The organism is Candidatus Krumholzibacteriia bacterium (assembly GCA_029865265.1).
Classification (GTDB): Bacteria; Krumholzibacteriota; Krumholzibacteriia; order WVZY01; family JAKEHA01; genus JAKEHA01.
In genome coordinates this window covers 21,623-42,147 of record JAOUHG010000031.1, presented here as the reverse complement: position 1 = coordinate 42,147, position 20,525 = coordinate 21,623, and the positions used below count along the sequence as shown (strand labels likewise).

At 66.1% G+C, this 20,525-nt stretch carries 17 protein-coding genes and 1 pseudogene; 15 read left to right on the top strand and 3 right to left on the bottom strand.

Translation table 11 applies throughout. The features are described 5' to 3' along the window. A partial coding sequence (locus tag OEX18_12390; protein MDH4338062.1) for an MgtC/SapB family protein occupies positions 1-382 on the top strand: 382 nt, incomplete at its 5' end. Here OEX18_12390 and OEX18_12385 read toward each other — a convergent pair. Further along, the gene (locus tag OEX18_12385) at positions 379-1,560 is read right to left on the bottom strand and encodes a glycosyltransferase family 4 protein (protein ID MDH4338061.1); all 1,182 of its coding nucleotides are present in this window, start codon (positions 1,558-1,560) and stop codon (positions 379-381) included. The two genes, OEX18_12390 and OEX18_12385, sit on opposite strands and share 4 nt — an antisense overlap. 5 nt (positions 1,561-1,565) lie before the next feature. Continuing rightward, positions 1,566-2,483, bottom strand: a complete 918-nt coding sequence (locus tag OEX18_12380; GenBank protein ID MDH4338060.1) for an EamA family transporter — start codon at positions 2,481-2,483, stop codon at positions 1,566-1,568. A gap of 89 nt (positions 2,484-2,572) precedes the next feature. Here OEX18_12380 and mqnE point away from each other — a divergent pair, with 89 nt between their 5' ends. The 5 genes and pseudogenes from mqnE (at position 2,573) to OEX18_12355 (ending at position 7,063) form a co-directional block, all read left to right on the top strand. Further along, a complete protein-coding gene (gene mqnE / locus OEX18_12375) occupies positions 2,573-3,775 on the top strand; it encodes an aminofutalosine synthase MqnE (protein MDH4338059.1) in 1,203 nt (400 codons plus the stop codon). An 11-nt stretch (positions 3,776-3,786) separates the two neighbouring features. After that, positions 3,787-4,509: an AsmA family protein gene (locus tag OEX18_12370; protein ID MDH4338058.1), complete on the top strand. Its 723-nt coding sequence runs from the start codon at positions 3,787-3,789 to the stop codon at positions 4,507-4,509. 30 nt (positions 4,510-4,539) lie between these two features. Next, positions 4,540-5,319, top strand: a complete 780-nt coding sequence (locus OEX18_12365; protein ID MDH4338057.1) for a menaquinone biosynthesis protein — start codon at positions 4,540-4,542, stop codon at positions 5,317-5,319. After that, entirely contained in the window at positions 5,319-5,807 is a 489-nt protein-coding gene (locus OEX18_12360) for a VOC family protein (protein ID MDH4338056.1), read from the top strand. The genes OEX18_12365 and OEX18_12360 overlap by 1 nt, the downstream gene beginning before the upstream one ends. A gap of 38 nt (positions 5,808-5,845) precedes the next feature. Continuing rightward, a pseudogene (locus OEX18_12355) lies at positions 5,846-7,063 on the top strand (SulP family inorganic anion transporter). Here OEX18_12355 and OEX18_12350 read toward each other — a convergent pair. Further along, positions 6,996-9,020, bottom strand: a complete 2,025-nt coding sequence (locus tag OEX18_12350) for a sulfatase (protein ID MDH4338055.1) — start codon at positions 9,018-9,020, stop codon at positions 6,996-6,998. The pseudogene OEX18_12355 and the gene OEX18_12350 sit on opposite strands and share 68 nt — an antisense overlap. A gap of 120 nt (positions 9,021-9,140) precedes the next feature. On the opposite strand from OEX18_12350, the gene mqnC reads away from it, so the two are divergent. The 9 genes from mqnC (at position 9,141) to OEX18_12305 (ending at position 20,463) form a co-directional block, all read left to right on the top strand. Continuing rightward, positions 9,141-10,244, top strand: coding sequence for a dehypoxanthine futalosine cyclase (gene mqnC / locus OEX18_12345; GenBank protein ID MDH4338054.1), 1,104 nt, complete (start codon positions 9,141-9,143; stop codon positions 10,242-10,244). Between the two features lie 6 nt (positions 10,245-10,250). Further along, the gene (locus tag OEX18_12340; GenBank protein MDH4338053.1) at positions 10,251-11,087 is read left to right on the top strand and encodes a carbon-nitrogen hydrolase family protein; all 837 of its coding nucleotides are present in this window, start codon (positions 10,251-10,253) and stop codon (positions 11,085-11,087) included. A 66-nt stretch (positions 11,088-11,153) separates the two neighbouring features. Further along, positions 11,154-11,594 carry a DoxX family protein gene (locus OEX18_12335; protein MDH4338052.1) on the top strand — a complete coding sequence of 147 codons (441 nt, stop codon included), beginning with the start codon at positions 11,154-11,156 and terminating at the stop codon, positions 11,592-11,594. 110 nt (positions 11,595-11,704) lie between these two features. Beyond that, positions 11,705-12,088: a hypothetical protein gene (locus OEX18_12330; protein MDH4338051.1), complete on the top strand. Its 384-nt coding sequence runs from the start codon at positions 11,705-11,707 to the stop codon at positions 12,086-12,088. A gap of 20 nt (positions 12,089-12,108) precedes the next feature. Further along, positions 12,109-13,848 carry an autotransporter assembly complex protein TamA gene (locus OEX18_12325; GenBank protein MDH4338050.1) on the top strand — a complete coding sequence of 580 codons (1,740 nt, stop codon included), beginning with the start codon at positions 12,109-12,111 and terminating at the stop codon, positions 13,846-13,848. A gap of 1 nt (position 13,849) precedes the next feature. Continuing rightward, complete coding sequence (locus OEX18_12320) at positions 13,850-17,611, top strand: translocation/assembly module TamB domain-containing protein (protein MDH4338049.1); 3,762 nt, start codon at positions 13,850-13,852, stop codon at positions 17,609-17,611. Between the two features lie 48 nt (positions 17,612-17,659). Continuing rightward, positions 17,660-18,673 (top strand): deoxyhypusine synthase family protein, encoded by a 1,014-nt coding sequence (locus tag OEX18_12315; protein ID MDH4338048.1) that lies wholly within the window; start codon positions 17,660-17,662, stop codon positions 18,671-18,673. 3 nt (positions 18,674-18,676) lie between these two features. Then, entirely contained in the window at positions 18,677-19,066 is a 390-nt protein-coding gene (locus tag OEX18_12310) for a hypothetical protein (GenBank protein ID MDH4338047.1), read from the top strand. A gap of 35 nt (positions 19,067-19,101) precedes the next feature. Then, positions 19,102-20,463: a hypothetical protein gene (locus tag OEX18_12305; GenBank protein ID MDH4338046.1), complete on the top strand. Its 1,362-nt coding sequence runs from the start codon at positions 19,102-19,104 to the stop codon at positions 20,461-20,463. Positions 20,464-20,525 lie beyond the last annotated feature (62 nt).

Here is a 20,525-nt window from a genome sequence, read left to right as displayed (position 1 = left end):
CGGCAAGCCGCTCGACGTCCGCACCGCCGTTCTCATCTGCCTGGGTACGCACGTGTTCATCCGTCTCGGTGCCGACCTCACCACCGAGCGTGTGGACGCGACGCGTGTGCTGGGCCAGATGGTGACCGGGGTGGGTTTCCTCGGTGCGGGTGTGATCCTCACCCGCGGCGGGCACGTGGTGGGGCTCACCACCGCGTCGGTGATCTGGGTGCTGGCGGGCATCGGTGCGGCCATCGGGTTCGGGCAGTACACCGCCGCAATCGCACTTTCGGTGGTGACGTTCCTGGTGCTGAACGTCCTCGAATGGATCGAGAACCGGGTCGAGCACATGCGCCGCGGAGCACACGCGCGCGCCAACGAGCCGGACGAACGCAGGCTCTAGCCGCGCTGCCGCGCGATCAACCGTTCCAGCAGCTCCCGCTCCATCTCCACGCGCCGTTCCCAGCCCGTAAAGCGTTCGCGCGCGAACGCACGCGCCCCTGCCGCCAGGGAATCCCGCGCCGATTCGCTTTCGACGAGCGCGACAATTGCTTCCGCCAGCGTCTCGACGTCGCCATCCGGAACCAGGCGGCCGGTTTCACCGTCGCGCACCACGTCGCTGGTTCCACCCGCGTCGAATGCCACCACCGGCACCCCGCACAACATGGCTTCGCACACCGCCGCCGACTTGTTGCTGCTCCGGCTGGTTGCGAGCAGCAGGTACGAAGCCGCCATCGCATCCGGCACCCGGTCATGGTCGAAGATACCCGTGGTGTGGACGCCGTCCTGCACTTCGGGGCTTTGCAACAGCACGCCCGGCTCAACCCCCACCATCACCAGCGCCAGCGGAAGGACGGCGCGCGCGCGGGCCAGCGCGAACGCATGCAGTACGTCGTTATCCGCGCCGGCCGGGTGTGCGAACCACAGCAGCACGCGCGCGTCCACGGCCAGGTTGAACGCGCTTCTGAATGAGGCACCATCACCGGCCTGCGACGCCCACGCGGGATCGACGCCGATGGGGAGCACGCGAATCTTCTCCGAAGGCACGCCGTGGTTTCTCAGGGCAACGTCGCCACGCGTACCGTCATCGATCACGAGCCACAGGTCGTGCGGAATCCTGAGTGCCGCCATCATTCCCGGGTTGCGGCGCAGGTGTTGCGCGTGCGATTCGGCCGGCCGGCCCAGGCCTCCCACGCCGGGCAGCTTCATGGCCGATGGAACGCCGCAGACCATGCTCACCAGGAATGCGGCGAGGCTGGAAAAGTGGGTCTGTCCGAGCACCGCGTCCGGTTTCGTGTGGCGCGCAAGCTGCAACGCGCGCACCGTTGCCAGCATTGTGAACGCCACCGGCCACACCAGGCGCCGCAGCCACGCGGGCCATCGTTGTGTCGCCGCGTACACGTCATGGAAGCCATACTCGGGGTCCCGGGGTGACACGTCGAGCACTCGCCAGCCATGGGTGGTGAAGCCGCGGACAAAGTGGGCGTGGGCCGCCATCTCGGCGGCGTTCTCGTCGCGACGCGCCCACGGCGCAATGACGAGCAGCGTTCGTGGCCCGGGTTGCGCGGTTTCGCCGGTCACCGGCATCAGCCCGCCGCGGTGGCCGCGCGCCGGCGGGCGTTGCGCGCGCGTCGCATCTCGTGGAATACACCCATCACACCCAGAATCACCAGCACGGAACCGGCGAAGGTCCACAGTGTGATTTGTTCGCCCAGGATCATCCAACCCAGCAGGACGGCGATCACCGGGTTCACGTATGCGTACGTCATGACGACGCTTACCGGCAGCAGTTTGAGCGCCTTGACGAACGACGTAAAGGCGACCACCGAACCGAAGATGATCAGGTATCCCCACGCCGCGAGCGCCGATGGTGTCGGCGTGGGCCGTGGTTCACCAGCGAGCATGGACACGAGGAGCAGCGCCACGCTCCCGAAGAGCAATTGATACGCGGCGTTGGCCTCTCCCGACAGCGTCACCGGGCGGCGTTTCTGGTAGATGGAACCAACACCCCAGCTCATCACCGCGGCCAGCAGCGCAAGTGCCGAGAGGACGTCGGCCCGGGAACCGTGGCGCAGCACCGGGTAGTTGAGAACGGCCAATCCCGCCAGTCCAATCAGCAACGCGCCCAGCAGGCGCAGGGTGGGCGGCCGACGGTCGATGAACGACTCGACCATGGTGGTCCACAGCGGTGCCGAGCCCACCAGCAGCGCGGCGTAGCCCGATTCAGCGCGCTGCTCCGCCCAGGTCACCAGGCCGTTTCCGCCCAGCCACAGGAGCAGACCGGACGACGCGAACACCGCCACGTCGCCCCGCGTGGGACGCAGCTTCTGGCGGGCCAGCGCGCCCCACAGGAGCAGGATGGAGCCGGCCACCAGGATGCGGCTGCCGGCCATGACGAAGGGAGGAAAGCCGGCGCCTTCGCGAACCGCTATGCGGATGCCCAGGTAGGTGCTGCCCCAGACGATATAGACGATGAGGAGGTGGACGAGACCGCGAATCTGCACGGCGGGCCTCCGGAAAAAGCGCAGGGTACTACACTTGAGAACCGGCCCGCCAGTCCGTATACTGCTGCCGTAAGCACCGCACCATGAACATGTTTGAAACCGTATCCGGTATCACCTTTTCCGACCGCGCGCTCATCCCCGTCTGGGAGAAGGTGCGGGCGGGCGAGCGATTGTCCCCGGCCGACGGACTCACCCTGTTCGAGAGCCCCGATCTGACCGCGGTGGGCCGCATGGCGGACCACGTTGCGCGCGCGAAAAACGGCGAGCGGGTCTACTTCGTCATTAATACCCACATCAACCCCACCAACGTCTGTGTGTTGAACTGCAAGTTCTGCGACTACGTGCAGAACCGCAACGCGGTGGGAGCGTGGGAGATGACGCACGACGAGATCGTGGGGCACATCACGCCGGAGATGACCGAGGTGCACATCGTGGGCGGCCACCACCCCGACTGGCCCTTCGAGTACCACGAGGGATACATCCGTGCCATCCGCGAGGCGCACCCGCACGTACAGATCAAGGCGTTCACCGCGGCGGAAATCGATTTCTTCGCCAGGCGCTGGAAACTCACCGCGGAGGAGGTCCTCGACCGCCTCATCGCGGCCGGCTTGAATGCCATGCCTGGCGGCGGGGCGGAGATCTTCTCGAAGCGCGTGGCGAAAGAGCTGCGCTACACCGGCAAGGCGCAGGCGGAACGCTGGCTCGAAATCCACGGCATGGCGCACGCACGCGGCATTCCCTCCAACGCCACCATGCTGTACGGACACATCGAAACCTACCAGGAGCGCGTGGAACACCTGCGGCTCCTGCGGGAACAACAGGACCGGAGCGGCGGTTTCCTGGCCTTCATTCCGCTCGAATACCAGATCAGCGAGGAGAAGCTGGTTCCCCGGCACGCCTCCGCGCTGGACGACCTCAAGACGGTGGCGGTGTCGCGCCTCATGCTGGACAACTTTCCGCACGTGAAGGCGTACTGGATCATGCTGCAGGAAGACACAGCGGGTATCGCACTCAACTTCGGAGCGGACGACATCGACGGGACCATTGCCAAAGAGCGTATTGCCCACGCCGCGGACGCGCGCAGCCCGGCCGGCCTGACGCGCAAGGCATTGATTCGTCTCATTCGCGATGCCGGAAAGACACCGGTGGAACGGGACGCGCTGTACAACGAGATCAACGAGTACGGGGAAGCGGATATCGCGGCCGTGGTGGAGGACACCTACCGGCCCGTGCAACGCAGCCGCGAGTCGCCCCGCGCGGGGCGGCCGCTGGCGAAGAACCTCAAGCGATGAAGGTGTGAGCCATGAAACGGTTTGTCATCGTCGCTGCTGTACTCCTGCTGCTGGGTATCATCGGGATCGGCGTGTTTCTCTATAATAACATCGATCCGATCGTGAAGAGCGCGATCGAGAAGAACGGTTCGGCCATCCTCGGCACCGATGTGAGCGTGGGGTCGGTGGACATCTCGCTCAAGAGCGGGCGGGGAACCATTCGAAACGTGCGCGTCAAGAACCCCGACGGGTATGAAGGCGACGCGTTCACGCTGGGCGAGATCACGCTGGACATCAACGTGGCCTCGCTCACCAAGGATCCCATCGTCATCGACGAAATCAAGATCTCCGCACCCGACGTCAGGGTGGTTCTGGATGAGCGCGGAAGGTCGAACATCGCCGTCATCAAGGACGCGGCGGATCGTCACCAGGCGTCGTCGGCAAACAGACCGGCCGGCAAGCAGGACGCAGGTTACGAAAAGCGCTTTCGCATAGACCGCTTCTCGTTCGAAGAAGGTCACGTGGCGGCCGATGCCACCGCGCTGGGCAAGGGCAGCATGGAGACGACGCTGCCGCCGCTGCGCCTCACCGAGGTGGGTGGCCCCAGTGGGGACACCCCCGACGGCATCGGCAAGACGGTGTCGCGCGCGTTCCTGGGTGCGGTGATGGGTGCTGTCGGCAACAGCCTCAAGGCGAGCGCCATGCAGCAGGGCGAGGATGCGGCGAAGAAAGCGTTGGAGAAGTTGCTCAACTGATTTGCGCGCAAACAGGAGCGCGAGACAACCATGATACGCATCGGGAAGATCCCATATCTCAACAGCATTCTGTTCTTCCACGGCCTCGAGAACGAGCCCGGCGTGCGGCTGGAGCCACTGGTGCCGCGCGCACTTTCCAGCGCGGTAGCTGAGGACGAGGTGGATGCCGGCCCGGTGCCGCTCGTGACTGCGTGGGAGGTCGAGGATCGCTTCTTACCTCTGGGCGATTTCTGCATCTCCAGCATCGACCGTGCGCGCAGCATCCTGTTCTTCTCCAAGCGCCCCTTCGAGCGCCTGGACGGCGCCACCATCGGCGTTACCAACCAGACCTCCACGTCGGTGCGCCTGCTCAAGACCCTCCTGACCAACGCGTGGCGTGTTCGCCCCGCCCGCTTCGCCCACGTGGACTGGCCCAACAACGACGCGTTCCTCCTGATCGGTGACGAGGCGCTGATCCACCGGCGCGGCGTGAAGGACTACCCGCACGTCGCCGATCTCGGCGAGGTATGGCACAAGTGGACGGGGCTGCCGTTCGTTTTTGCGCGCTGGCTGGTACGCGCGGACCTGCCGGACGCCGATAAGGCACGGCTCGTCTCCATGCTGGATGCGTCCATCGCGGAAGGATGGGCGCATTTTGAGCGCGTCGTGGCTCCGCGGGTGGCGGATCTCAACATGAGCATCGAGGAAATGCGCGAGTATCTGCAGGGGTTCCGTTTTCGCATGACCGCGGCGGAGCAGCAGGCGATCGAAAGGTTCCAGAAGCTCGATGCGGCTGCCCGTGAAAACAACACCGCTTCCTCACGGTCCTGATGGCGGCTTCCCGGAAGAAGGCGACGGCCAGGAGGACGGCGGGCAGGAAGCGCGCGGCCCGGCGCGCGCCGGTAACACCGCTCACCCGCGTCACCGGCATCGGGGGCATCTTTTTCAAGAGCGACAACCCCAAAGACCTCATGGACTGGTACCGCAAGCACCTTGGTATCGAGACCGATTCGTCTGGCGGCTGGACGTTCACCTGGCGCGAGAAACGCAAGAGCAGCCGCATCGGCTGTACCGTATTCAGCCCTTTCGAGCGCGCTACGGAATACTTCGAGCCCAGCGAAGAACCCTACATGTTCAACTTCCGCGTAGCCGACCTGGACGGGCTCCTCAAGGCCCTGCGCCGGGCGGGGGTGCACGTCATCGACAAGGTGGAGGAGCATCCCTACGGCAAGTTCGGCTGGATCATCGATCCCGAAGGCCGCAAGATCGAGCTGTGGGAGCCACCCGACGCCGACGATCCGTTCGGCGAAGCCTCGTGAGGAACGCGTAGGCTGCCCCGCGGCGCCGCCCGATGTCCATGTCAGAATCCAACTTCGAGCCCAAGCTCGTCACCGTCCTGCGCGAAGGGTACACGCGCAAACTGTTCGCGCACGACCTCGGCGCCGGGTTCGTGGTCGGCATTCTTGCGCTGCCGCTGGCGCTGGCGTTCGCGGTTGCCTCGGGGGTGAAGCCGGGGCAGGGCGTGTTCACGGCGATCGTCGGCGGGTTCATCATCTCAGCACTCAGCGGAAGCCGCGTGCAGATCGGCGGGCCGGCCGGCGCCTTCGTTGTCATCGTATACGGCGTCGTGGCGCGGTACGGTTACGACGGACTCGCCGCCGCCACCCTCATCGCCGGGGTGCTGCTGATTGCGATGGGACTCGCGCGCCTCGGCACCGTAATTAAGTTCATTCCCTACCCGGTGACGGTCGGGTTCACCAGCGGCATCGCCCTCATCATCTTCTCATCGCAACTGCGGGATTTCTTCGGCCTGCAGATGAATGCGGTGCCCGCCGACTTCGTCCACAAGTGGGGCGCATACGCCGCCGCGGCTGGCACCTCGAGTATGCAGACGGTCGCGGTGGCGGTTGCCACCATTGCCATCGTCCTGTAGTGGCCCCGGGTCACCGCGCGCGTGCCGAGCCCCATTGTGGCAATCCTGGCCACGACTGCGGCCGTGCACCTGCTGCACCTGCCGGTCGAGACCATTGGCGCGCGCTTCGGCGAGGTTCCCAACCGGATCCCCCTGCCGCGGCTGCCCGATGTGGACTTCGAACTCATACGCAGCGTGTTTCCGGCCGCCGTCTCGATTGCGTTGCTGGCGGGCATCGAGTCGCTGCTTTCCGCGGTGGTGGCGGACGGCATGACCGGACGCCGTCATCGCTCCAACACGGAACTGATCGCGCAGGGAGTCGCGAATATTGCCGCGCCGGTCTTTGGCGGGATTCCGTGCACGGGCGCCATCGCGCGCACCGCCACCAACGTCAAGAGCGGCGGGCGCACGCCCATCGCGGGCATGGTCCACGCCACGGTTCTGCTGCTCATCCTGATCCTGTTCGGAAAGTGGGCCGCGCTGGTGCCCATGGCCACACTGGCGGGGTTCCTGGTGGTGATCGCCCTGCGCATGAGCGAATGGCGCCTTGTCGGATTCGTCTCCGCGATGAACCTCGCGGAGAGATGCTGCGCCGCTACATGTAGCCCAGCGTGCGCAGCATTTCGATGTCCTCGTCATCCAGTTGAAAACTCTGGTTGCTGATGCCGCGCGATTGCCGGAAGGCCACCGCGTTTTGCGCGTGTGTGTCGAGCAGCGCGCGCGCGCGCGCGGCCACGGCGGGCTGGTCGAGCACGACGTTGTGAAGCTCCGATGGGTCGTCCACCAGGTTGAAGAGCTGTTCCCGCCCGGTGGTGGTGGAGCGGATGAACTTCCATCCTTCGAAGGTCACCGACTCGAAGTTTGAACTCCACAGCGTTCCGCTCGCAAAGATGGGACGGCTGCGGCCGTCCGCGCGCCCACCCGCGAGATAGGGCACCAGGGAGACCGCGGTGGGGGCGTCGAGGGCGGGAAGCTCGCACAGCTCGAGCACGGTGGGCGCCACATCGTAGACGGCCACCGTGTTGTCGACTTCGCCCCGGGCCGCATTGCCGGGCGTCTTGATGATCAGCGGGACCCCCAGCAGTTCGTTGTACAGGGTGTGCCCGTGCTCGAAACCGTCGTGCTCCCAGAACTCCTCGCCATGGTCGACGCCGAAAACGATGAGGGTCTCGTCGTACAGCCCGCTCTCGCGCGTCCAGTCCAGCAGACGTCCGATCTCCGTGTCGACATAGCGGGCTTCGGCATCGTACAGCGAGCGCACCCACACGCGGTGCGCGGGGTCGCCGACCAGATCCACCGAAGGGCGCTTGGACGCGGTGTTCTCCAGGACGAAGCCCATTTCGTCGTGCACGTTCATGCGCTCGACGAACTCCACCGGGGGCGAGTAGCGAAGATGCGGATCGAGGTAGTGAACCCACAGAAAGAAGTCCTCGTCGCGGTGCGACTTCATGAACGCGATGGCCGAATCCGTCAGGTCGCCCGTCGCGGTCTCGGACCGGAGCGGCTCGTCCTGCAGCCGTGACGCCAGGTAGTCGCCGATGCACACCGGCGCGAACGGATCCACCGTGAGCTGGTAGTTGTCAAACCCCTGCGCGAACCCGCGGTGTGGCGCCAGGATCATGTTGGCGACCAGGGCCTGGGTCTCGTACCCGGCGTCCTGGAATCGCTCCGCCAGCGTGACCACCGTGTCGGCGAGAACCGCGTTGAACCTCACCACACCGTGATCGCGCGCGGTGAGACCGGTGAACATCGACGCAAACGATGGCAACGTCCACGACGATGCCGCCATCGCATCATGGAATACCACACCGTCGCCCGCGAGCCGGTCGATACCCGGGGTATTCACGGTGGTGGACCCGAAGGCCGATACGGCGTCACGGCGCAGCGTGTCCACCGTGAGCAGGATCACGCGGCGAACCTTGTGCGGCGCCGTTTGTGCGCGTGGCGCCGACAGCTGCGGCCCGCCGGCGACCATCAGGGCGCCCACGGCGCCGGCCGCGAGATACGCCCCGAAGATCGCGCACACCGCGGCTTGCCAGCGCCGCTGACTCAACGACATTGCTACGTGCACGAATAAAGCCGCGACGATCAGCAACGCCGCGAACAACAGGTAGAATCTCGCCGACGTCACATCCCCCAACCCGACGAGTCCGATCCACGCAACCACGAGTGCGGGCGGCAGCACCAGCGGTGCGGCGCGCCCCACGCCGCGCGACACCGGGTAACTCGCCGCGCGGGAGCCCGCCAGGTCGAGCGCGATGGCGCCGGCACCCACCGCGCCGGCGACGCCGACGCGGAGAATCATCTCAAACAGGGTGGACACCGGGGATCCCGGCAGGGGAATTTCCAGAGTGATCAGGAAGACACCCACGCCGGTTGCCGTCGCGACGGATGCCGCCTGCTCGGGTGCCCGGCGCGCAATCGGCGCCACGAGGAGCCAGCGAACCGCCAGGTAGACCAGGAGCGTCGCGGCCGCCACCAGACCCGCGGCGGCGGCGGAGTAGGAAATGGAGTCGAAGCGCGAGCCCGTGGCGATGAACCCGGTCACGGAGTCGATGCTGGCGACCGCGATGGCGGCGGCGAAGCCAGGAACGAGGGATCTGAGGAATGCCCGCTGCAAGGCGGTGGCCTCCCGTCGGGAAAGGAGGTGTGGACATGCGAGGAACCCCTCCATGATGCGAAATGTGGGAGGGGGTCGCAAGCCCTTTTGACCGCCCGGGCGGTATGGTAAGATACCGGCATGCTGCGTGCCATTCAGGCAAAAGTCACTGCGGGACAGCGAATTACGCGCGAAGAGGGGCTGTATCTCCTGCGCGACGCGCCCCTGCTCGAACTGGCGCCGCTGGCGATGACCTGGCGCTGGCGCCACAATCCCGCGCGGCGCGTGTCCTTCGTGGTGGACACCAACCTCAACTACACCAACGTCTGCGACGCCTTCTGTACGTTTTGCGCGTTCTACCGCACTCCCGGGCAGCAGGGTGAGTACACCTATACCATTGAGCAGATGATGGAGCAGTTTGCGCGGGCGCGCGAGATGGGTTGCACCACCGTGCTCCTGCAGGGTGGGCTCAACAACGCCATTCCGTTCGACTACTACACCGACCTGGTCCGCGAGACGCGACACCGGTTCCCCGACATTCACCCGCACTTCTATTCGGCGCCCGAGGTGATGAAGATGGTGGAGGTGTCTGGTCTTTCGCTGGATGACGTGATCGCGCGTCTGTACGCAGCGGGACTGCGCTCGATTCCCGGTGGTGGTGCGGAAATTCTGGCGGACCGCGTGAAGCCGCACATCTCCAAACTCTGGCCCAAGGCCACCACAAAGGACTGGGTGGACGTGCACCGCGCGGCTCACCGGGGAGGACTGCGCTCCACCGCCACAATGATGTACGGCCACGTGGAAACCGACGAGGACGTCATCGAGCACCTCGACGTGGTGCGGGCGCTGCAGGACGAGACCAGGGGCTTCACCGCGTTCGTGCCGTGGAGCTACAAGCGCGACCAGAACCCGCTGGCGCGCAAGGTGAAGACGGAATCAGGGCCCAACCGTTACCTGCGCATCATTGCGTTGTCGCGCATCTACCTGGACAACTTCCAGCACGTGCAGGCGTCGTGGTTCTCGGAAGGCAAGAAGACCGGCGTGGTGGCGCTGCAGTTCGGCGGCGACGACTTCGGCGGCACCATTTTCGACGAAAACGTGATGCAGGAGGCCGGCTTCTTCAACCGCACCACGGTGGACGAAATCACCGCGCTCATCCGCGACGCGGGCTTCACCCCCGTGCAACGCACCACGCTCTACGAGATCATTCGCGAATTCACACCGGAAGCCGCCGCCACCTCCTAGCCGCCAATGTCGCAGCCGCTGCGCATCGCCCTCATCCAGCAACACGCCACCGCCGACCGCGCGGACAACGTCCGTCGTGGCCTCGCGTCCGTGGAGCGGGCGGCCACAGACGGCGCGCGCATCATCGGTTTTGCCGAACTGGCCTTCGAGCCCTTCCATCCCCAGCATCCCGCGCGGGGCGGCGACGTCCTGGGCCTGGCCGAGCCGGTTCCGGGGCCGACCGTGGAACGCTTTGCGGAACTCGCGCGGCGCCTGGGGGTGGTGATCGTGCTCAATCTCTACGAGCGAGCGGGTGAACACGCGTACGACGCCTCGCCCGTGATCGACGCCGACGGGACCCTCCTGGGCGTAACGCGCATGATCCACATTACCGACTACGCCTGCTTCCACGAGCAGGACTACTACACCCCCGGCGACACCGGCGCGCCGGTATACAACACGAAGCACGGACGCATCGGTGTCGCCATCTGCTACGACCGGCACTATCCCGAGTACATGCGTGCCCTCGCGCTGCAGGACGCGGATGTGGTGTTCGTGCCGCAGGCGGGCGCGGTGGGGGAGTGGCCCGAGGGGCTGTACGAGGCGGAGATGCGCGTGGCGGCGTTCCAGAACGGCTACTTCACCGCGCTGGTGAACCGCGTCGGCAAGGAGCCGCGGCTGGACTTCGCCGGCGAGTCGTTCGTGTGCGATCCCGCCGGGCGCGTGATCGCGCGCGCCGCGAGCGGCCGCGACGAAATCCTCTCCTGCGACATCGACCTCGCTGAGATCGCGCAATCCCACGCCCGTACGCTCTTTCTGCGCGACCGCAGACCGGAGTTGTACAAAGATTGGCTCTCGCGGTAGCCTCCCTCCCGCGGGGCGCGGATCTTGCACGCCCCGGGTTCGATCCCTTTCCAGTGGAGGTCTCAGATGTTCGGAAAGATGACGTCGGCCGCTCCCGTTTCCATGGATTTCGGGTTGCTCCTGCTCCGGGTGGGCATCGGAGCCTCCATGTTCCTCTTCCACGGCTACGACAAGATCATGGGCGGACCGGAGAAGTGGGAAGCCGTCGGTGGGAGCATTTCCGTACTGGGGATCTCATTTGCCCCGGTATTCTGGGGGTTCATGGCCGCCTTCTCCGAATCCGTCTGCTCCCTTCTTCTCATTCTGGGACCCCTGTTCCGGATGGCGGCGCTGCTGCTGGGATGCACGATGTTTGTCGCCGTGCTGCGGCACCTCAATCTTCCCGCGGACAACCCCGCATCCGGCTGGTCCGGGGCCTCGCACGCGCTGGAGCTGTTGACGGTGTACATTGCGCTGTTCTTCACCGGCCCGGGGCGGTTTGCGTTCAAGCTGGGCCGCGTGAAATAGGCGCCCCCGGACGGGCCCAGGCCGGCGACCGCGGGGCGGGCGGGTGAGAGGTGACAAACCCCGCGCCCATGGGCTACGATTGTGCCTTCCCCGGCTGGGAAGGAACAGCGATGCCCGTCACCACCCATGTCAACCCCGAGAACTCGCTCGTTACCTTCGAGTGCAGCGGAACGCTGCTGCTCGCAGAAGTCGAACAGGCCTTCGAAGCCATGATCGGCCATCCGTCCTTCCGTCCCGGCATCAACGCCATGTGGGACATCCGCAACGCGTCCATCGGGCTCTATGCCCAGCAGATCCCGGACCTGCTGCGGATGATCCGCGAGCGCCAGTCGGATCGCGGGAAGGGCTACCGGGTGGCGATTCTGGTATCCGGCAGCCCCGATTTCGGCCTGTCCACGCTATTTGAAATGAGCGCGCACGCGATGCCGTTCGAGGTGCGCGTCTTCCGCAGTCACACGCAGGCCACGCAGTGGCTCGCCGGCCAGGCGGTATGACGCGGCGCGCGGAGTAACCGTTGCGCGGACGTTGCGGCTGGCTGGCGGTCGCGCTGGCGACACTGCTTGGTGCGGCAACGGCGCATGCCGCGCGCGTGGACTATCGCATCGAGGGAGTCGCCGATAAGGACATCGTGAAGAATATCGAGGCGGCGCTATCCGTCGCGCAGGTCAGGGGAAAGAAGGACCTGAGCGAGGGCGCCATAGAGCGCATGCACAGGCGTGCGCCGGCCGAGATCGCGCAGGCGGTGGCGCCTTTTGGCTACTACCGCGCCGCGGTGAACGATACCCTTGTCTTGCGCAGCCGAAACCACTACCGGGCGCTCTACACGGTGGATCTCGGCGAGCCGGTGCGCGTGCGCAATGTATCGGTGACCGTTGTCGGCGAGGGTAGCACCCGGCCCCCGTTACCGAAACTCGCTTCGGAGTACCCGCTCAAGACCGGAGACGTACTGGACCAGCGCCTCTACGCGCGACGCAAGAACACGTTCGCGGTGGCCGCCGCGGACAGCGGCTACCTGGACGCGACATTCAGCGCCAGCACCATCCTCATCGACGTCGACGAAAATGTCGCCGACATCAACATTGCCTTCGACACCGGGCCACGCTACACCTTCGGCCCCGTCATGTTCGACTCCTCCGGGGTCGACGAGCGGGTGCTGCGCACATTCGTAACTTTCGAACGCGGCGACCCCTTCAGCTACGACCGCCTGCTCGCCTTCCAGTCGGCACTCGGTGGCGCACCCTACTTTGCTCGCGTGGAAGCGGTTCCGCGCCGCGATCTCGTCGCCGGGAACCAGGTGCCCATCCAGGTGAAACTCACCCCGCGCAAGCCGAAGCGTTTCGAGATCGGGGTGGGGTATGGAACCGACACGGGGCCGCGCCTTCTTCTCGGCGCCGAGCTGCGCCGGCTGAACCGTTCGGGACACCGCTTCAACGGGCGCATCAACGTGTCCGAGGTGGAGCTGTCAGCGAGTGCGGAGTACTTCATGCCGAGCCTGTATCCGAAGACACACGCATACACCCTTGGCGCCACCATCGCCCGCCTCGATCCCACGCCCTACACGACGGACCGCATCGCGGTGGGTCCCACGCGTTCACAGAAACGCTCCGGCTGGCTGGAATCGATCACCCTCGCCTACGAGCGCGAGGACTACGAGGTTGGCTCGGACACCGGCACCACCAACCTGGTCATCGCCGGCATCACCTATCGATGGAAACGCGCGGACGACGACATCTACCCCCAGCGCGGTATCCGGGTGGACCTCGCTCTGCGCGGGTCGCACCGGGGGTTGCTCTCCACGCAGAGCTTCCTGGCGCCGACGCTGTCGGCCAAGGGCCTGCGTGGTCTGGGTGGCAGGTTTCGCCTGATCGGGCGAGTCGATACCGGATGGGTGGATTCGTCCATGTTTCGTGACCTTCCGCCCACCATCCGTTTCTTCACCGGTGGTGACAACACCGTGCGTGGATACGAATACCTTTCGCTTGGCCCGAAGGACGCCGACGGCCGCGTCGTCGGGGGCCCGTTGCTGCTGGTGATGTCGGTGGAAATCGAGCGCGCCCTGCCGGGGAAGTTCGCGGTGGCGGCGTTCTACGACGGCGGCAACGCGTTCAGCGAAGTCGGCTCGGGTGTATACGAACAGGGTGTGGGTGGTGGCGTGCGCTGGCGCTCCCCGGTGGGACCCATCCGCCTGGACGTGGGCTTCCCGGTGCATCACAACGACTGGCGCATCCATTTCACCATGGGACCGGATCTATAAGATGGCGCGATCGCGACGAATACTCGGCATCGCCCTGGTGTGTGCAGCGGTACTCACGGCGCTGGTGGTGACCCTGGTGTTGTTCGTTCTCTTCACCACCCCCGGGGGCCGCCTGGCGCTCGGTGTTGCAAACGGACGAGGACTTCCGGCGCGCGCGGAGTCGTTCGACGGGTCGCTCGCGTCGCGCTTCGGACTCTACGGTGTCACGCTGCGCGTGGGGCCGGTGGAGGCGTGGATCGACACCGTCCATGTTGCCTGGCGCCCGCAGGCGCTGCGCAGCCGGCGCGTGTCGCTGAGTGTGCTGGAGGTGGCCGGCGCACGGGTGGTGGTTCACGAGGAGGAGACGGTAGCGGTGGCGTCCGATGCGGGCGGTGCCGTGACGGCGGAACAACGCAACAACGACATCACTGCCACGCCGTGGTCATTTGCCGCCGACCGTCTGAGCGTGCGCCGTTCGTCGGTGACCGTGCCGGGTGGCGTTGAACTGCGCGAGGTTGCGCTTGCCGGAAGCGGTGGTCCCGACGGTTACCGCGCGGACGTCGTTGCGGCCGGCGACGCGGGGCCGGTGCACGACGCGCGCGTGTTTGCACGCGCCTCGGGGAATACGCTGGGCGCGACGCTCGATTCCCTCCACGTGCGGGCGCTCGGTGGCGTCGTGCGCGGCTCCGGATTCGTGCGCTGGACGCCGGGTGTTTCGTGGAACGCACGCGTGGAGGGAGACAGTGTTCGCGTGGGCGAGATCGCGCCGGCACCGGAAGAATGGCTGGGCGCCATTTCGTTTCGCGCGCGTGGCACCGGCGCGTTGCTCGGCGACTCGACATGGATCGATGTCGATCTGGCATCACTCGACGGCGTGCTGCGCGAACGCCCGCTGTCCGCGAGTGGCAGGGTGGCCCTGCAGGGGTCGCGTATCGAGGCCTCCGACGCCCGTGTCAGTTGGGGAAGCGCGCGCGCCACGCTCTCCGGCAGCATGGGGGAGATAGCCGACGTTACACTGGATGCCACCGTTCCGTCGCTGGCCGAGATACTGCCGCGCGCGCGTGGTTCCGCGCGGGTCAAGGGTCGCCTCAGCGGAACCCCGTCGAGCATTGAACTGAAGGTAACCGCGTCCGGCAGCGGGGTGAGTGCCGCGGGCCGCAATATCCCCGACGTGGAGGCGGTCCTCGACGCGCAACTGGATGCGGACGGCTACGTGCCCTACGCGGCCGCTGTGCGCCGCGCCGACATCGCCCTTGCCGGGGGGACACTGGACGTGCGCGGCCGCGCGTCGTGGAAAGATGGGATCGACTGGGACGTCGTGCTGGCGGCCGAGGACTTCGAGACCGGGACGCTGGCGCCGGCACACTGGAATGTTCGCGGTCCGCTGACCCTGCAGATGAATGCTTCGGGGAGGCGCACCCCCTCCGATCTGCGCGCCCATGTCGCGATCGAGTCGCTGTCGGGAACCTTCCGCGAGCGCGCGCTCAGCGGCAGCGGCACGGCGGACGTGAAGAACGGCGAGGCGGACTTCTCGAACCTGCGCGTCGACTGGGGCGAGACGCACCTCGCCGCCCACGGGCACTACGGAGACTCAATCGATCTGACGGCGGAATTGAATGCCCCCGATCTGTCGCTGCTGCGCGAGGACCTCTCCGGCTCGGTCACGCTGGATGGCACCGCGACCGGGCACCTGCGCCGGCTCGCCGTGGTCGCCAACTTTGCCGCCGACAGCCTGCGCGTGCGGAACTACTCGGTCGACCGGCTGGAGGGTGACGTTGATTTCGACCCGGAGTTCAGCCGCCCCGCGCAGGTGCGCGTGCTGGCGCTGGGCGCGTCCACCGGGGGAACGCCGCTCGACAGCGTGCGCGTGGACGCCGGCGGCCCGCGCGACGGCCACGTGGCCACGGTGGCGGTTGCGCGCGGCGACCTCAGCGGTGCGATCACGCTGCGCGGCGCCTGGGCCGACTCGGTGTGGACGGGGAGTATTGAGCGCTTGCGGGTGCACCACCACATGGCGGGCACATGGCGCACCCGCGCGCCGGCGCGGCTGCGGGCCGCATCCTCCAGTGCGGCCCTGGACACGCTGGTTCTGGTGTCAAACGGGGCGCGTCTCACCGCCCGCGGCGCGTGGGCGCGTGACGACACCGCCACCGTGTGGGCGAATCTCGATGAATTCCCGCTCGGCAACTTTTCGCACCACTTTCCGGCCGGCACGCGTATCACCGGAACCCTGGGCGGCAGCGCACGTGTGCGCATCGACCCCGCCGGCCGGGTCACCGCGCGCGCCGTTCTCGAGCCGGGACCCGGGCGCGTGACGCTTTCCGGGAAGTGGGTGGAATACGACGGCCGCGTCACCGCGCAGGTCGATGACACCGGCGTCACCGCGGCCGTGGATCTGGCGATCACCCGCGATAGCGAGAGCATTGCCACCGTGGACGGCGACGTGGCAATTCCCGGGTTCGTGTTGGGGCGCGACTCGCTGGGCACGCAGCCCATCGACGGCTCGCTGAACCTGGAATGCTCCGACATTGCCCCGCTGCTCGTGGTGCTTGCACCCGATCTCACCACCGCCGCCGCGGGCGAACTCAACGCGCACGTGTCGACGCGGGGCACCGCGGGCGATTTCAGACTGGCCGGAACCGTGGATCTTTCGCGCGCGCGTTTCGACCTCACTTCCGGACTGCGGCTGCGTGACGTGGCACTGAAACTGACCTCGGACGGTGCCGGGGCGCTCGCGGTGGATGGCGGCGTCACCTCGGGTGGTGGGCGGGTAACCCTGACGGCGTCTTCCGCGCGCGCAGACGGGGCGCGCTTCAATGCCAGGTTCCTGCTGAAGGGGGAGCGCTTCCAGTTGCTCAATCAGCCGGACGCGGAGGTGTTCGTTTCTCCCAACCTCGAGGCCCATCTGTCCGACAGCGACCTCGACCTGACCGGCGACGTCAATGTCCCGTTTGCGCGCATCGAAGTGGCCGAGGTTCCCTCGAATGCGGTTACGGTTTCGTCGGACGTGGTCTTCGTGCAGGACACGCTGGCGACGCGCACGCCGATGCGCGTCAAGACGAAGCTGCGGGTCGCGCTCGGCGACAGCGTCACCTTCGACGGGTTCGGCCTGCGTGCCCGCCTGGCCGGAAGTCTCTCGGTGGAGGACGAAGTCGGCCAGCCCACGCGCGGTACCGGCGAGATCCAGATCAAGAACGGCAAGTACCGCGCATACGGCAATGATCTCACCATCGATCGCGGCCGCCTGATCTTCGGTGGCGGATCCATCGACAACCCAGGTCTCGACGTACGCGCCGTGCGTGGACTTACCACGCAGAACGTGATGGCGGGTTCCAACGAAATGGTGGGCGTGCAACTCTCGGGCACGCTGCGCAAGCCCCAATTCTCGGTGTTTTCCAATCCGCCCATGTCAGAATCGGAAGTGTTGTCGTACCTCATGTTCGGACGCCCGCTGAGCTCGGGCTCCACGAGCGACCAGGCCGCCATGGCCAACGCGGCGCTGATCCTGGGCATGTCGCAGGGCAACCAGCTGGCGGGCGACATCGGCAAGCAGATCATGCTGGACGACGCGTACCTCGAGACTGGCGACACCATGAAGGAGGCGTCTTTCGTGGCGGGGAAGTACCTGTCGCCAAAGCTATACGTGAGCTACGCCGCCGGTTTCTTCGAAGAGACAAACACCTTCCGTGTGCGCTATTCACTCACGGACAGCTGGACACTCCAGGCGGAGAGCGGGCGCTATGCCAGCAGCGATATCCTCTACCGCTTCGAGATGGGCAAATAGGTGCCCCGGGGGTTGGCAAGCCGGTCGGCGCGTGCTACCATTCGCGCCATGAAATCTGACACCGAAGTCAGGACGGCCGGGTTGGCCGCACTACCCAAGTCGGGAATCTCCAGCTTTCTTCGTCACCATTACCGCCACTTCAACGCCGCGACATTGATCGACGCCGCGGACGCGTACAAGAAGCACATCGACGGCGGGGGCAAGATGATGGTGACGCTCGCGGGCGCCATGAGCACCGCGGAGCTGGGTCTCTCCCTGGCGGAGATGATTCGCGCCGACAAGGTGCACACGATATCCTGCACCGGGGCGAACCTGGAAGAGGATGTCTACAACCTGATCGCGCACGATTTCTACGAGCGCATTCCGAACTACCGCGATCTGACCCCGCAACAGGAGCGGGAACTGCTGGATCGTCACCTCAACCGCGTCACCGACACGTGCATCCCCGAGGAAGAGGCCATGCGCCGTCTCGAGCACGTCATGCTCGACGAGTGGAAACGCGCCGACAAGAGCGGCGAACGATACTTCCCGCACGAGTTCATGATGCGCGTGTTGCGATCGGGCGCGTTGAAGCAGCACTACCAGATCGATCCCAAAGACTCGTGGCTTGTTGCCGCCGCGGAGAAGAACATTCCCATGGTGGTTCCGGGCTGGGAGGATTCCACCCTGGGCAACATGTTCGCAGCCGCGGTGATTCGCGGCGACACCCGGGCGACCACCATGCGTTCGGGCATCGAGTACATGGTCGATTTGGCCGCCTGGTACCAGGCGACGGCCGCGAAGTCGTCCATCGGGTTCTTCCAGATCGGCGGGGGCATTGCAGGGGACTTTCCGATCTGCGTGGTGCCCATGATCCACCAGGATCTGCGCAAAGAAGTGCCGGTATGGGGCTACTTCTGCCAGATCAGCGATTCGACCACCAGCTATGGCTCCTACTCCGGTGCGGTTCCCAACGAGAAGATCACGTGGGGCAAGCTGCACGAGGACACGCCGAAGTTCATCGTCGAATCCGACGCCACCATCGTTGCGCCGCTCATCTTTGCACTCGTACTCGACTGGTGATTCATGAAGAAACCTCCAGGGATGCACTGGCTGCCGCTGCTACTGTTGCTTGCATCCTGCCAGGGCTCGGGTGACCTTCCCCTCGCCCAGGTGGATCCCGCCGCCGCGCCGTCCGATCCCACCTTCGACCAGGTAAACGCCATCGTGCAGCGCGCCTGTACGCCCTGCCATAAGGGGGGCGGCGAAAGCGACGGCGGCGATACACGCCTCATCATCGCCGAAGACGACGTGAGCCTGGAAACCTGCGCGGAGATCGTTTCGCAGCGCTCCAGCATTCTCGAGCAGGCGGAGGCCAACCTCATGCCTCCGGGCGCGTGGCCGCGGCTCACCAGCCAGGAGAAACTCATCATCCGCCGCTGGATCGACAACGGAGCACCCGCACCATGCAATTGAGGGTCACGGCCGGAATCGCGGTTGTTTTCATTGGAATGTTCGTCGCACGCGTGGATGCAACGCCACAGTACGCCGCGCGCGCGGGCCGCACCTGCGACAACTGCCACGTTTCCCCCAACAAGTGGGAAAACCCGGCGCTTGCCAGCCGCAAGTGCACCCTTTCCTGCCAGGGCTGCCATACCGACCCGTCCGGCGGCGGCATGCGCACCGTGTCGGGGCGCTTCTACGGGCGCGCCACCATACCCGCCATCGCCACCAGTCCGCGCCCCACGTCCGACTGGGATCGCAACCTGTTCGGACGCCGCGACAAGGCGACGAGTTACAACAGCAACATTCCCTACGGCCCGTCCACCATGGCGGACGCGCCTGCGTACATGGATTCGGTCTCCGACCGCTGGGCCTGGTTCGCGCCGCCGGGCGAGACGCGCTACGGGCCCTTCCAGGGCCGCTACGGCGACCTGCGCGCGGATCCCGTGCTGCGCATCGGCGGCGACTTCCGCATGGGGATGCTCTTCTCGCAGTCGTCGCTGGTGTTTCCGATGCAGGTGGATGTGGGAACCACGGTGCATCCCGTCCACCACGCCACCATCCTGATGAACGTCGGCGCACGCGGCCGCGTAAGCGGGTACTCGGATACCATCGACGATTCACACACGCCTTACTTCCGCGAGTTGTTCGTGATGACGAGCGAGTGGCCCTATCAATCGTATGTGAAGGCAGGGCGCTTTGTGCCGTCGTACGGACTCAGGCTCGACGACCACACCAACCGCATCCGCCGCGAGTTCGAACTGGACGGGTCGCTGCCGGAATCGCGCGTGACGGGTGTCGAAGTAGGCCTTTCCCCCAACTACCCGTTTCTGCAGGCGTCATACTTTGGCATGAACAGCAAGTATACGGTGCCGGATGCGTGGGATATCTTCGACCTCGACGAGGGAACCGGCTATGCCATCAACGCGGGCTTCCGCGAGCTGGGGTGGTCGGTGGGGGCGAGCCTGCTGGCCCGGCGCCGTCCGCTCGATGAGGGCGGTGACACCGACACCTACGGTGGATACGCGGTGTTCAACCCGTGGTTCTACTCCCGCGCGGTTCCCATCACCCTGCAGACCGAACTCGACTTCGGCACGTACCAGCGCGCCAGCGGCCTGGAGGCAAAGAGCTGGGTGTGGTACGGCGAGGTGGACTGGCTGGTGGCCAACGGGCTGAACCTGCTGGTGGCGTGCGACTGGGCCGATCCGGATCGCGAAGTGGCCGACGACGAATCGACGCGCTACCAGTTTGGCGCGCAGATCACCCCCTACCCCGGGTTCACCCTGGACGGCCGCGTTCGCGCCCTGCAGGTGGCGACGTCCACCGGGAGCGGTGCCGACTTCTTCCTGCAACTCCACTTCTGGTTCTGATCGCCGGTTGCCAGTCCACGCCGGCGAGTGCTAGGCTTGCGGTGCCCCGTCTGCTGAATCTC